10 protein-coding genes are annotated in these 13747 nt (G+C 63.8%); 6 read left to right on the plus strand and 4 right to left on the minus strand.

Going from position 1 to position 13747, the window contains the following annotated elements; all coding sequences use genetic code 11:
* Positions 1–43 precede the first annotated feature (43 nt).
* Both pnp and AAGD32_07720 read left to right on the plus strand, forming a co-directional pair.
* Positions 44–2260, plus strand: a complete 2217-nt coding sequence (pnp, locus tag AAGD32_07715; protein MEM8874133.1) for a polyribonucleotide nucleotidyltransferase — start codon at positions 44–46, stop codon at positions 2258–2260.
* 295 nt (positions 2261–2555) lie between these two features.
* Positions 2556–4109 (plus strand): sulfatase, encoded by a 1554-nt coding sequence (locus AAGD32_07720; protein ID MEM8874134.1) that lies wholly within the window; start codon positions 2556–2558, stop codon positions 4107–4109.
* 39 nt (positions 4110–4148) lie between these two features.
* Here AAGD32_07720 and AAGD32_07725 read toward each other — a convergent pair whose 3' ends face one another.
* Positions 4149–5468 carry a DNA recombination protein RmuC gene (locus tag AAGD32_07725; GenBank protein ID MEM8874135.1) on the minus strand — a complete coding sequence of 440 codons (1320 nt, stop codon included), beginning with the start codon at positions 5466–5468 and terminating at the stop codon, positions 4149–4151.
* A gap of 105 nt (positions 5469–5573) precedes the next feature.
* On the opposite strand from AAGD32_07725, the gene AAGD32_07730 reads away from it, so the two are divergent.
* On the plus strand, positions 5574–6239 hold the full coding sequence (locus AAGD32_07730) for a histidine phosphatase family protein (GenBank protein MEM8874136.1): 666 nt from the start codon (positions 5574–5576) through the stop codon (positions 6237–6239).
* A gap of 3 nt (positions 6240–6242) precedes the next feature.
* Here the strand turns inward: AAGD32_07730 and AAGD32_07735 are convergent, their stop codons facing one another.
* Positions 6243–7421 (minus strand): hypothetical protein, encoded by a 1179-nt coding sequence (locus AAGD32_07735; protein ID MEM8874137.1) that lies wholly within the window; start codon positions 7419–7421, stop codon positions 6243–6245.
* Between the two features lie 178 nt (positions 7422–7599).
* On the opposite strand from AAGD32_07735, the gene AAGD32_07740 reads away from it, so the two are divergent.
* Both AAGD32_07740 and AAGD32_07745 read left to right on the plus strand, forming a co-directional pair.
* A complete protein-coding gene (locus tag AAGD32_07740) occupies positions 7600–9177 on the plus strand; it encodes a trypsin-like peptidase domain-containing protein (GenBank protein ID MEM8874138.1) in 1578 nt (525 codons plus the stop codon).
* A gap of 50 nt (positions 9178–9227) precedes the next feature.
* A complete protein-coding gene (locus AAGD32_07745) occupies positions 9228–10709 on the plus strand; it encodes a PDZ domain-containing protein (protein MEM8874139.1) in 1482 nt (493 codons plus the stop codon).
* 241 nt (positions 10710–10950) lie between these two features.
* Here the strand turns inward: AAGD32_07745 and AAGD32_07750 are convergent, their stop codons facing one another.
* Complete coding sequence (locus AAGD32_07750; GenBank protein ID MEM8874140.1) at positions 10951–11400, minus strand: alkyl hydroperoxide reductase; 450 nt, start codon at positions 11398–11400, stop codon at positions 10951–10953.
* Positions 11401–11452: 52 nt separating this feature from the next.
* Positions 11453–13162, minus strand: coding sequence for an arginine--tRNA ligase (gene argS / locus AAGD32_07755; GenBank protein ID MEM8874141.1), 1710 nt, complete (start codon positions 13160–13162; stop codon positions 11453–11455).
* Between the two features lie 225 nt (positions 13163–13387).
* Between argS and AAGD32_07760 the strand changes: the two genes are divergently transcribed.
* On the plus strand, positions 13388–13747 hold a 360-nt coding region (locus AAGD32_07760), incomplete at its 3' end, for a hypothetical protein (GenBank protein ID MEM8874142.1).

A 13747-nucleotide genomic window follows, 5' to 3' on the forward strand; every position in this document is an offset into this window, starting at 1 on the left:
AAATCCCGGCCAAGCCGGGCCTGGGGCCCACCAGGAAAATCAGATGAGCAAAATCCGCGTTGAACGCGAGATCGCAGGCCGCACCCTCTCCATGGAGACCGGCTCCCTCGCCAAACTCGCCGACGGGGCCGTGATGGTCCAGTACGGCGAGACCGTCGTTTTCGCCGCCGTGGTTCGTGACAACCCGCGGCCGGGGCTGGACTTCTTCCCGCTGCAGATCGACTACCGCGAACGGCGCAGTGCCGCGGGTAAGTTTCCCGGCGGTTTCCTCAAGCGCGAGGGGCGCCCGACCAACAAGGAAATCCTCACCGCCCGCATGGCCGACCGGCCGTACCGCCCGTTGTTTCCCAAGGGCTTCCGCGATGAGGTGCAGGTCCACTTGAACACGATGGCGTTCGACGGTGAGAACGACCCGGACGTGATCGCCGGCATCGCCGGTAGCGCCGCCATCGCGATCAGCAGCGTCCCCTGGGGCGGGCCGACTGCGCACTGCCGCGTCGGGCTCGTCGGCGATGACATGGTGCTGTTCCCGACGATCGACGAGATGGCCGAGTCGGACATCGACTTGGTCGTCGCGGGCACGGCCAACGCGGTGAACATGATCGAGGTCGGCGCGTTCGAGGTCCCCGAGGACGAGGTCGCCGACTGCATCGAAGCCGGCCACGAAGTCGTCAAGGAGATCGTCGCGATGATCGACGAGCTGGTCGAGAAGGCCGGCAAGGAGAAGGAAGGCGGTGCCCCCGAGAAGGACGAGGGACTCTACAAGAAGATCCACAAGTTCAGCGCCAAGGAGCTCAAGAAGATCAAGGCGATCCCAGGCAAGAACGACCGCAACACCACCACCCTCGAGCACCGCCAGGAGATGCTCGATCACGTCGCCCCCGACCCCGGCGAGAAGGGCACCTACGGCCAGTTCCAGGCCCGCGACAAAACCATCAAGCTCGCCAAGGAGTACTTCCACGAGATCGAGGAAGAGATCGTCCGCGAGCTGATCCTCGACGGCAAGCGTCCCGACGGCCGCGGCCCCGAGGACATCCGCCAGATCACCGCCGAGGCCGGCGTCCTGCCCCGCGTGCACGGCTCTGCCGTGTTCACCCGTGGCGAGACCCAGTCCCTCTGCACCATCACCCTCGGCACCAGCGGCGACGAACAGATGGTCGACGGGCTCATCCCCGAGTACAGCCAGAAGTTCATGCTGCACTACAACTTCCCGAGCTACTCCGTCGGCGAAGCCCGGCCCATCCGCGGCCCCGGTCGCCGCGAGATCGGCCACGGCGATCTGGCCGAGCGCTCGCTCATCGCCGTGCTGCCGGACCTCGAGGACTTCCCGTACACGATCCGCGTCATTTCGGACATCCTCGAGTCCAACGGCTCGTCGTCGATGGCCTCGTGCTGCTGCGGATGTCTCTCGATGATGGACGCCGGCGTGCCGCTCAAGGCGATGGTCGCGGGTATCTCCGTCGGCATGGTCGAGAAGGGCGACAAGAAGGTTCTCATCACCGACATCCTCGGCGAGGAGGACCATTTCGGCGACATGGACTTCAAAGTCTGCGGCACCGACCAGGGCGTCACCGCGATCCAGCTCGACATCAAGATCGAGGGCCTGGACTACCAGACGATCCGCGACACCCTCGCCCGTGCCCGTGAAGCACGGCTGTCGATCATGGAAGACATGAAAAAGGCGCTGCCCAAGCCGCGTCCGGAGATCTCCGACCACGCCCCGCGCCTCATCACCGTCAAGATCGACCCTGAGAAGATCGGCAAGCTCATCGGCCCCGGCGGCAAGAACATCAAGAAGCTCCAGGAAGACACCGGCACCAACATCGACATCGAAGAGGACGGCACCGTCTTCATCGCCGCCCCGAGCGTCGGCGGTGCCGAGAAGTGCCGCGACATCGTCGAGGCGATGTGCCAGACCGTGCAGGTCGGCCGCATCTACTCGGGCGAGGTCGTGTCGGTGAAGGACTTCGGCTGCTTCGTCGAGATCGCACCGGAGACCGACGGCCTCGTGCACGTCTCCGAGCTGTCCAATCACTACGTCAACAGCGTCGGCGACATCGTCAAGCCCGGCGACAAGATGGACGTCAAGGTCATCCTCATCGACGACCAAGGCCGCATCAAACTCAGCCGCAAGCAGGCGATGCAGGAACTGGGCATCGAGGAACCGGAGCCGGAAAACACCGGCGACCGCGACCGCAACGACGGCGAAGACGGCGAGAAGAAGCCCCGCCGCCGAAGCCGCGGCGGCAAGCGAGACTGATCATCGCCGTCCGAGCTAATCCAAAAGCCCATGCCGTTTGGCGTGGGCTTTTGCTTGCGCCGAGTAATCAGGCGAAGTCAACCTTGGAGCGTGTCGAGCCCCAAATACGTCGATGCGATTGCTGGTTCGAGATGCCAGTTCTGCAGTAACACGCCAAGCTGCGTTGCTCCGCAACGCGGTTCGATCGGTACGTCGGAACGCCACCACGGCATGGCCGCATCCATCGACACGGCCTTGTTAAAGTGGTACCACGGGCAGGCCTTTGGCTTTCTTCACCCTCGAAGCAGGCAGAACCATGAAGCGACTTTCTCAACTCATCGCGGCCACTGCATTTTCGTTCGGTCTTTCGGTCGGTGCATTCGCACAGGACGCGGACAAGGTGAACGTCCTGTTCATTGCGGTCGATGATCTCAAGCCGGCCATCGGGGCGTTCGGCGATCCGTTGGCGAAGACGCCGAACATGGATCGTCTTGCCGAGCGTGGCACGATCTTTACCAATGCCCATTGTCAACAAGCCGTTTGCGCCCCGAGTCGGGTGTCGCTACTGACCGGCTTGCGGCCCGACACGACGAAAGTCTGGGACCTGCAGACGCAGATGCGTGCCGCGCTGCCGGATGTCGTGACGATACCCGGCGCGTTCAAGGGAGCCGGCTACGCGTCGGTCGGCATGGGCAAGATTTTCGACCCGCGCAGCGCCGGCGGCTACGAGAGCATGGACGAAGTCTCTTGGTCCGAACCGTTCGTGTACGTGGAGAATGCCGCCGACAAGACGTTTTCCTACCGAGACCTCAATGTCGTCGCGCACATCGAAGAGGTCCGTGCGAACACGGAGTTGCCGCCCGGTTGGGAAGCGCAACTCAAAGTGATTTTCCCCGACGGCAAGCCGTCGATCGACAAGGCCGACGTGCCGGACGAGGCGTATGTGGATGGTGCGATGGCCGACTACGCGGCGGGGCGGTTGGAGGGCTACGCCGAGAGCGGCGAGGCGTTTTTCCTCGCGGTCGGTTTCCAGAAGCCGCACCTGCCGTTCAACGCGCCGAGCAAGTACTGGGACCAGTGGGACCGCGACGACTTCGAGTTGGCTGAGTTCCGCGAAACGCCCGAAGGTGCGCCGGCTTTCGCGACCCAGCCCGGCTGGGAGCTACGCAACTACGACGTCGTCGACGAAGGCCCGATCCCCGAGGACGTGCAACTCGAACTGATCCACGGCTACTACGCCGCGACCAGCTACATCGACGCGCAGGTCGGGCAGCTTCTCGACGCCCTCGACGAGACCGGCCTCGCTGACAACACCATCATCATTCTCTGGGGCGACCACGGTTGGCACCTCGGTGATCACGACATGTGGTGCAAGCACACCAACTACGAGCAGGCGACGCGCAGCCCATTGATTATCGTTGATCCGCGGATCGCTGAGCCGGTCGCGGTGAACGCAAGTCCGGTGGAGTTCGTCGACGTGTATCCGACGTTGTTGGATCTGGCCGAGATCGAGCCGCCCCATGAGATGCACGGTGCTTCGCTGGTTCCGATCATGTCTGGCGACGCGGATCGCGTGAAGGACGTCGCCGTCAGCCAATACCCCCGCGGTGGCGGTTCGAACTCGATGATGGGCTACGCCTACCGCACCGACCGCTACCGCCTGATCCAATGGCGTCTGCAGAACGCCAAACACGAGGGCGAAACCGACGGCCCCGTCGTTGCCACCGAGCTGTACGACTACGAAACCGACCCCCTCGAAACCCGCAACCTCGCGACCGATCCCGATTACGTTGATGTGCTTGAAGCCATGCAGCAACTCGCGCAGCAACACCGCGAGAGCGTCGGTAAGCCTGCGGTGTTTGGCGAGTGAAAACGTAACCTTGCACGTTGTGCCGGGGCTACATGAAAACTACCCATCCACCAACTTCGTCTCCGCGGCGTTGCGGTCGAGTTGTTCGATTTCCGGCAACGCCTTGTCGCTGGCGCTGCCGAGGTCGTCGAGCTTTCTTGCGGTGGTGGCGAGATTGCGGTCCATGCTGGACACGGCTTTGTTGTAGCTGGCGACGGACTTGTCGAGGGATCGGCCGACGTCGTGGAAGTGCTCGGCGAAGACGCGCAGGCGGTTGTGCAACTCGACGCCGAGCAGGCGGATCTCCTCGGCGTTCTCGGCGGCGCGCTGCTGGCGCCAGCCGAGCTCGACCGTGCGCAACAGCGCGATCAGCGTCGTCGGCGTGGCGAGGATCACCTTGTTTTGCAGGGCCTTTTCGATCAGGCCCGGCTGCTTGTCGACCGCGGCGTAGAGCAACGCCTCGGCCGGGACGAACATCACGACGAACTCCGGTGTGCGGTCGAAGCGGTTCCAGTACGCCTTCTGCCCGAGCGTGGTCGCGTGTTCGGAGAGCTTCTTGGCGTGGACGGCAAGCAGCCGGTCGCGTTGCTCGGGGTCGGTGCATTCGACCGCGTCCATGAACGCTTCGCCGGGGGTCTTGGCGTCGATGATGATGGTGCGGTCGCCGGGCATGGTGACGACCATGTCTGGGCGGGCGGCGGACTCATCTCCATTCACATGGGCCTGCGTGGTGAAGTCGAAGTGCTCGTTTAGCCCGGCCATTTCGACGAGGCGTTCGAGTTGGAGTTCGCCCCATCGGCCGCGGGTGGTCGGCTTGCTCAGGGCGGTGACGAGCTGGGTTGTTTGAACGCCGAGCTTCGCGTGGCCCTCGGCGACTTTGCCGAGCTGTTCGACGATCTTGGCCTTGTCATCTTCGCGCTGTTTCTCCGCCTCGGCGAGGCGGGTGCGGTAGGCCTCGAGTTGTTCGCGGAGCGGCTTGAGCAGAGCATCGGTTTCGAGCTTGCGTTTCTCGGCGTCGGTGTCGAAGCGGGCCTTGGCCATGTCGAGGAAGCGCTCGTTGCTCGTGCCGAGTGAACGCTCGGCCATGCCGGCGAAGGTCTCCTTGAGCTTCGCCTCGGCGTCGGTGAGGAGCTTGCGTTGCTGGTCGAGGTTCTGCTTCTCGGCGGCAAGTTGTTCCTCGAGCCGGGCGGCGCGGGTGTCGGCGTCCTTGGCCAGGTCACGCCATTGCTCGACGTCGGCGGCTTTGGTTTTCGCGTCCTCGGTCGCGGCGTCGGCCCGCTGGGCAGCCACGGCGGTGGCGGTGCGAAACTTCGCGACTGCCGCGAGGCTGCCGATGATCCCACCGACCAGCAAGCCGAGGATGCCCATGAGCCATTCCATGTTCGGGAGTTTAGCGGGGCTTCACGTCGCCGCGAGATGGTTGGCGGTACGGTGTGTCGCACCGCTTGGCTTGGCGTTGAGATTCAATCGCACTACGCTGCGGGCATGATCCACTTGCTTGCCATGACCCTACTGACCGGTGTCCTCGCCGCCGAGCCGACCACCGCGTATGCCGCCGACGCCGAGAAGTCCGAAGCCGAGCTGGCTAACGACAACTTCGAGAACAAGCTCAGCGATGCCGAGTTGGTCGAAGCCCTGCGCGGCGGGGGACATGTCGTCTTCTTCCGCCACGCCCAGACCGAGAAAGACTACGCCGACCAGGTCACCGCCGATGTCAACGACGGCTCGACCCAGCGCGTGCTCTCCGAGGAAGGCTGGCATCAGGCCAAAGCCATCGGTACCGCTTGGCGTGCGCTGGAGATCCCCGTCGGGGAGGTCATCAGCAGCGAGTACTTTCGTGCCTGGCAGACGGCCGATCTCGCGTTCGGACGGTACGAGAAGAACCCGGCCCTGAACTTCTATCCGGCCGAGGATTACACCGCCGAGCAGCAGGCTCTGATGCGTGAGCGTGTGATGCCGTTGGTCACTGCGGTGCCGGCGGACGGCGTGAACACGGTGCTTGTCGGCCACGATGACCCGTTCGAGGCGGTGTCGGGCATCTACCCGGCTCCGCAGGGCGTGGCGTACGTGATGAAGCCCGACGGTGAAGGTGGCTTCGAACTGCTGGCCCGCGTGCCGTCGGAGAAGTGGACGACATTGGCCGGGGAGTAAGCCTTACGCCGCTCGGGGCACGGCTCGGGCGGAGGCCTTGAGAATCCACGCGCGGATGTCGTCGACGTTGCTTTCCCAGCCGCTGCTCGTGCGGACCTTGAGGAAGTCGAAGAACAGGCCATCGACCACTTCGCCAAAGTCGCGCAGTAGGGCGATGCGCTCTTCGAAGAGCACGCGGGGTGAGTCGGCTTCCTCGACGTCGGGGAGCTTGAGGCCACCGAAGGCAAACGTCTCGGCGTTGAGCGTGAGGTTGTAGGTGTTGCCGGCACGTTCGAGGATCAGCCCGGCCTTGCGGGGGACCTTGCCGCTGCGCAGGGCGTCGAGCGCTTCGGGCATGTTGGCCGGCCCGTCGCCACGGAGCCCGTCGCGGCCGGTCATGCCGAAGACGCAATCCAGGTCCAACGCCTTGTCGAAGAACACGGTGGTCTCGCCGACAGTGCGTTGGCCGTGCAGCGTTTCGTGCCAGAGCCAGACGAGAAACTCGTTGCCGAGAAAGTCCTTGGCTTCCGGGCCTTTCGCGATCCAGGGGTATTCGGCCGCCTGACTCTCGCCTTCGGGGCCGTGGACGAACCGTGTCGGCGTGATGTCTTCGTAGTTGCGGCGCTTGCCCGAACTTTCGAGATGACGCAATGCGAGCATCCCGGCGCTGAGCGGTACGAGTGAGACATCGAGTGCCCGGCGGAACAGTTCGGCGGTCTTCTCGACGATCGCGTTGGAGGTCGGGCCGTAGAGCGTGCCGTGGGGCAGGTCCCAAAGTAGTGGGGTCATTTTCGAGCGGCGGTGCGTGCCGGCGCGGAGTTCGTCGTCGAACCGCCGCTCGGCGTTCTGTTTGGCCTCGCGCTTCTGGGCTTTGGAGATGAAGCCGGACGGGTTGGCCGAGGCCAGGGCGTCTTCCTCCATGGTCTGGTACGCCTTCTTGATGTCGCCGGGAACCTTGTTGGTGTCGATGCGGATGCCGAGGTGGATGGCGTCAGCGTAGACGTTGTTGCCAAAGTCGAAGGTCTTGTCGAACAAGTGTCGCCCGCCGCAGAAGCCGGCCTCGACCTCGTCGGGCAGGCCCACGTTAGATACTTGCAGGCGGAACTCCGCGAGCTTGGCGAGCAGTTCCTCGTCGGGCATCTTCGGGAAGTCGCCGGTCGTGACGAATCGGCGGGCACTGATCGAACCGGAAGCGAATGGCATGACCGCGACGGTAAAGCCGGCAACCCGAGCGCCGCGCCGGCCATCGGTGCGCGACGGGTTATGCACATTGTTTCGGAACCGCATGGCCACGCGGTTCCACGGCTTTGGTTGGTCGCCGCTCAAAATGCCGCTACCGTCAGCCCATTCAGGAGTAATGACAGCCATGATCGATCCACGCATGACCAAGCTCGCCATCACGATGTTGCTGGCGTCGGGGACGCTAGCCTTCGGGCAGACGACCAAGCCGTCCACCAAGCCATCGACCCAGCCGGCCGACTTCGAGGAAGCGGCCGAGGAGGCCCGTGAGGGCGTGGCCGACGCGGCCGTCACCGGTGGTGGCGGGGTGTTCGTCGAAGCAACGCCGCAGCGTGTGGTCGATGTGACACAGAAGGTCTTCCCCGCCGTCGTCCGCCTCGACGTGGCCCAAGAGGTCTATCGCCAGGGCAAGCGGACGTTCCAGCGTGGCACCGGTAGCGGTGTGATCTTCAGCCCCGAGGGTTACATCCTGACCAACTACCACGTGGCCGGCCGGGCCGCGGAGATCAAGATCACCCTGGCGAACAAGGAACGCGTCAACGCCCGCCTGATCGGCGACGACCACTGGACCGATCTCGCCGTCGTTCAGCTCGACATGGATGAGATTCGCGAGAAGGGCATCGAGTTTCCCTACGCCGAACTCGGCGAGAGCGGTTCGCTGATCTACGGGCAGGACGTCATCGCGATCGGGACGCCGTTCGGTTTGGCCCGCACGCTGACCATGGGCGTCGTGTCCAACACCGAGCGGACCTTCTACCCGACCGAGCAGGACATCGACGGCTACGAGACCGGCAACTTCTCCAACTGGATTCAGATGGATACGCCGATCGCTCCGGGCAACTCCGGCGGGCCGCTCGTCGATCTCAGCAGCAAAGTCGTCGGCATCAACACGCGCGGCTTTCCCGGGCAAAATCTCAACTTCGCTATCCCGATGGAGACCGCCCGCCGGGTCAAGGACGCGATCCTCAACACCGTCGAGTTCGAGGATGATGGCACGATCAAGACGCGCGGCAAGGTGATCCGTGCCGACCTCGGCATGACGCTAAAGCCGTTGCAGGATCTCGAGGATTTCTACGACATCGACGTCAACGAGGGCGTGCTCATCAGCAGCGTCGACAACGGCAGTCCGGCGAAAGAGGCCGGCGTGCGGGTGTCGGATATCTTGCTCGAGCTCAATGGCCAGCCGACCAACGTACGCTTCCCCGAACAGCTCGCCGCCGCTCGCCGCATGGTCGCGCAACTGCCGATCGGCGAGATCGTGAAGGCGAAGCTGTTGCGCGACGGAGAGGAGTTGGAATTGGAGATGCCGGTCGTTCGGCTCGAGAGCCGGATCGGTGAGGAGCGCGAGCTTAAACAGTGGGGCGCGAGCGTCCGTGACGTCACGCGGGTCTACGCCAACCAGCGCCGGCTCAACGACGACAGCGGCGTGGTGATCACCTCCACCCGCAGCGGGTTCGCGGCGGACAAAGCCGAGATGCAAAACGGCGACGTCATCCGCAGCATCAATGGCCAACCCGCGACCGACCTCGAAACGTTCATGGCGCTCTACGACAAGAGCGTCGAGGAGAAACAGGAGCAGGTGCTTCTACAGATCCAACGTGGCCGCGGACTCTCGCGGGCGCTGCTCAGGATCGAGTACGACGATGACGCGGAGGAAGAAGTCGACGCCCTCAAGGAAGCGGTCGAAGCCGAAGCGGAGAACCCACTGGACGCGGAATGATTGACCTCGGATCACCCAAGCAACAGCAACATCACATCCCAAGATTTACCATGAAGAACCCCACTATCGCGTCGGCCGCAGCGCTTGTTTGCCTGGCCACGTTCGGTTGCGCGCCGGAGAATCAGGTCAACGTCAACGTGACCAAGGAAGCCGAAGTCGTCTCGGTCGCTCCGGCCGCGACCATGGACGCCCGGTCGATCGCATCGATTCAGGATCGAGCCATCGCGTCGATGGTGATTGTCGAGTTCACGTTCGACTTCGAGCGTGGTCGAGAAAAGCTACGCGGACTCGGCACGGTCATCGACGATCAAGGCACCACGATGGTTTCGCTCGAGTTGCTTTCGCCGTTTTTCCCCAACGAGCAGATCGTCGACTTCAAGTACATCATGGTCGATCGTGCCACGGGCATCGAGACCGAGTTGGACGCGGTGTTCAGCGGGCGCGACGAGCGTTACGGCGTGGCGTTTGTTCGGCCGGCCGAGGGTGTCGAGCTTGACGTGCCGCCGTTGACGTTCGTCGATGATGTCGTCGAGCCGGGCGAGTTGGTGGTGAGCGTGAGCCGGATGGGCAAGCCGGCGATGTACCAGCCATACGTGCAGGTGAGCCGGGTGATGGCGAACGTGCGCGGTCCGGTGCCGCAGACACTGGTGAGTTCGTCGGGCCTTGGCATGATCGGCTCGCCGGTGTTCAACACCGACGGGGTCGCGGTCGGCTTCGTCAACTCGTCCGACGATCACGCCCCGTTCATGGACATTGGCAACGGCGAAGCAATGCGTTCGGCGTTCCAGGATGCGCCGCGCCAGTTCCACCCGGCCGGCGATTTCCTGCCCGCCCTCGAAAATCCACCCACGCCCGAGAGTCCGATCCGCATGTCCAACCTCGGCGTCGCCGCACTCAGCGGCCTGCTCGACAAGGAAATCGCCAAGTTCTACGACCTCGAAGGCACGCCGACCGTGGTCATCGGCGACGTGATCGACGGCTTCCCCGCCGCCGAAGCGGGCGTGCAGAGCGGCGACATGGTGATCGCCGTCGACGGCGCGAAGATCCCGCAAGGCGATACGCCCGAGGAAGCACCCGAGATTTTCCAACGCTCACTCATGCGTCGCTCGGTTGGCGAAGAGGTGACGCTCACCGTCATCCGCGACACGCCCGATGGCGTGGAACGCCTCGACGTCCCGGTCACCCTCGGCGAGCGTCCGCAACAGGAAAACGCCGTCGAGCGAGAGTACTTCGAAGACCTCGGCTTCACTGTCCGCGAGGTCGTGTTCGCCGACTTGTACAATCTCAAGGCCGACCCCGACACCACCGGCGTCGTTGTCTCGTTCATCCGCCCGCAGTCGGCTGCCCAGACCGGAACCCTCGGGTTCAACGACCTGATTACCGACATCAACCAGCTTCCGGTCGAGTCGATCGAGCAGTTCACTCAGGTATACAAAGCACTGCGTGAGGAGACGCCCGAAGAGGACATCGTTCTGACGGTGCGGCGCGGAGTCGATACGGAGATCGTCCGTATCGAGCCGCCGCGCGAGTAAGTGGCGGAATGATGGGGTAAATGCAGAAGTGCCGAGGAATGAGTTTCGTCATCTCATCTCTCGGCACTTCTGTATTTATCTCTCACCGACGCTCAGGCTGGGCAGCCACGTCGCCCAGATCACAAGCACGATCGCGGCGATGAGCAACACTTCGGCGATGATGCGCAGGGTGAGTTTCATCAGCCCTGAGCATATCCGCATTGTGTAGCGGTGGCGACGGAGACGCCCGTGGGCGTTGCGTTCACGTTACCTTCGGCCCGCGGCGCTTGAGCATCGTCTCGTAGCAGAAAGCGAAGAACGCCGGCCACCACAGCAGGTCGTTGGTGAGAATCGTCGCCCCGAGCCACTTCGGTAGTGCCTCGAGATAGAACGCGCCGTACACGAACCCGATCGGGCCGAAGATTTTGCCGAGCGTCGCGATCAGGATGAACGGCGCGTAGCGCTCCGGATCCCGTGCGGCAGACCAGTAGCCTAGCGCGAAGACTAGCACGAACATCCCGATGCACTGCCAGAACAGGTTCGTCACCGGCGTCGTCTCGATCGTTGCCAACTCCAGCGTCCACCCCGGCGCCAAGATGACCACCACGCCCCAAATCATGTTGTAAATCGCCGCGGCGTAGAAGAACCAGCGGTAAACGGTGCGACGCGGCTCGGGGATGCGCGGCGTGACAGGGGGATCGATCAGACGCATGGCAAAGCGTAGGTGCAGCCCCGGTATCTCACTTTCAGGAACCGCGTCGCCGTTACATCCGCTCGGGATGTTCGATGCCGAGCAGGCCCAGACCCGTCGCCAGCGTTTGCCCCATCGCGTGGCAGAGCGAGAGACGATGCGTTTGTTCGTCGCTGCCGAGGACGGGGTTGTTCTCGAAGAAGCCGCTGAACATGCATGCGAGTTCGTAGAGGTAGGTGCAAAGGTGGTGCGGCTTGAGCTCGCGGGCGACGAGTTCGACGACTTCGGGGAAGCGCAGGATGTGCTTGGCCAGTGGCAGTTCGTGGTTGGGTTCGAGTTCGTGCAGCTGCGGCGTAAACGTTTCGAAGTCGACGCCGCCCTTGCGGAAGATGCCGCGGCATCGGCAGTAGGCGTACTGCAGGTACGGCGCGGTATTGCCGTTGAGGCTGAGCATCGCGTCCCAGTCGAAGACGTAATCGCTGGTCCGATCGCGGGCCATGTCGAAGTATTTCACCGCACCGATACCGACCGCCTCGGCGATGGCGACGCGTTCCTCGGAAGGGAGCTTTGAGGACTTATCGTCGACCAGTTCCTTGGCCCGGCGGACGGCTTCCTCGAGCACGTCGCCGAGCTTGACGTTGTCGCCGCTGCGGGTTTTGAGCGGCTTGTTGTCGTCGCCCATGATCGTGCCATACGCGGCATGTTCGAGCGACACGCCGTCCGGGATCCAGCCGGCCGCTTTGACCGTCGCGAACACCTGCGCGAAGTGCTGGCTCTGCCGGTAGTCGACGAAGTACAGGATGCGGTCGGCTTTGAGCTGCTTGGCCCGGTACTCCGCCGCGGCGAGGTCGGTGGTGCCGTACCCGAAGCCCCCGCCGGACTTTTCGACCATGAGCGGGGCTTTGTACCCGCCCTGGAAACTGACGGTCGCGCCGTCGGATTTTTCGACGACGCCCGCTTCAAGCAGTTCGTCGACCATCGGCCGTAGCCACTCGTTGTAGAACGACTCGCCGCGTTCGTGGTCGACGGTCAACTCGACGCCGAGCCGCTTGTAAACGGCCAGATAGTGCTTGCGGGTCTCGTCGACGAGTCGTTGCCAGGCGGCCCGCTCGGGTTGGTCTCCACGTTGCAGCGCGACGACCGCGGCGCGGGCGGTGTCGGCAAAGGCGGGATCTTCGTCGAATCGTTGCTTGGAATCCCGGTAGAACTGATCAAGGTCGCCGATGCCCGCCTCGGCGTCGGCTTCGACCTCCCGCAGGTGGGCGATGAGCATGCCGAAGGGCGTACCCCAGTCGCCGACGTGGTTCTGGCGAATCACGTTGTGGCCCAGCGCGCGCATGATCCTGGCGATCGCATCGCCAAGGATCGTGCCGCGGAGGTGACCGATGTGCATCTGCTTTGCGATGTTCGGCGACGAGTATTCGACGACGACGGTCTGCTTCGGCCCCGCCGGCGCTACCTCGCCGGCGTGGTTCAACTGTCCGGCGATCCATACCGGGGAGAGCGTGACGTTGATGAACCCCGGCCCGGCGATTTCGAGCTTCTCGACCATCGCACAGGCCGCGAACTTATCCACGATGTCTTGGGCGATGTCGCGCGGCTTACGTCCGAGTTTCTTGGCCAGGCCCATCGCGGCGTTGCACTGATAATCGCCGAACTTCGGGTTGGCCGACGGGGCGACCGCGGCGTTGATCTCGCAACGGTCAAAGCCCGATACCTCGGCACAAACTTGGGCAATCGCGTCGGTGAAGGCGGTTTCGAGGGTGTGAAGCAGGCTGGACATTTGAAAGGTCGGTCTGTGCGGGGCGTCGGGGGTAACACCGCAACTGCGGGCGGCGTCGCGCATGCTAGTCCCGTCGCGCCAACGGGCCGATGCGGAACAAACGCCCGCGGAACAATCGGACGGTGCGAAACGTACAGCTGGAAAGTATGCTGTACCGATCGGTCGGCACCCTCCGGCCCTGTTCGTCGCCCCAGAGTGCTACTCAGTGTGCAAAGGAAAATTCGTATGACGCAGTGCAATCGGTCGGACTCGGGCACGCAGTGCCAGGACAAGAAGCACCACGGCTGGCGTCGGGCCGCCACGCAAGCGGCCATTGTTGCCGCGACGCTCGCGGCACTTCCGTTGGTTGCCTGCCAGACCGCGACCGCCGAGCCACCGGCGAGCCAGACGACGCTTCAACTCGGCGACAACGACTCGTTGGTGCTCGCCGACCTTCAGTCGGCCGCGCTGCAAGCCCTCAAGAACGGCGAACTCGACACCACCGGTGAACTGATCGAGCAGGCCGCCGCGAACAGGACAGAGAGCGCTAGGGCACACCTCAGACCACCCGTAACCGCATGCAAGGCCGTGAGCGAGAAGTTCGTG

The organism is Planctomycetota bacterium (genome assembly GCA_039182125.1).
Lineage (GTDB): Bacteria > Planctomycetota > Phycisphaerae > Tepidisphaerales > Tepidisphaeraceae > JBCDCH01.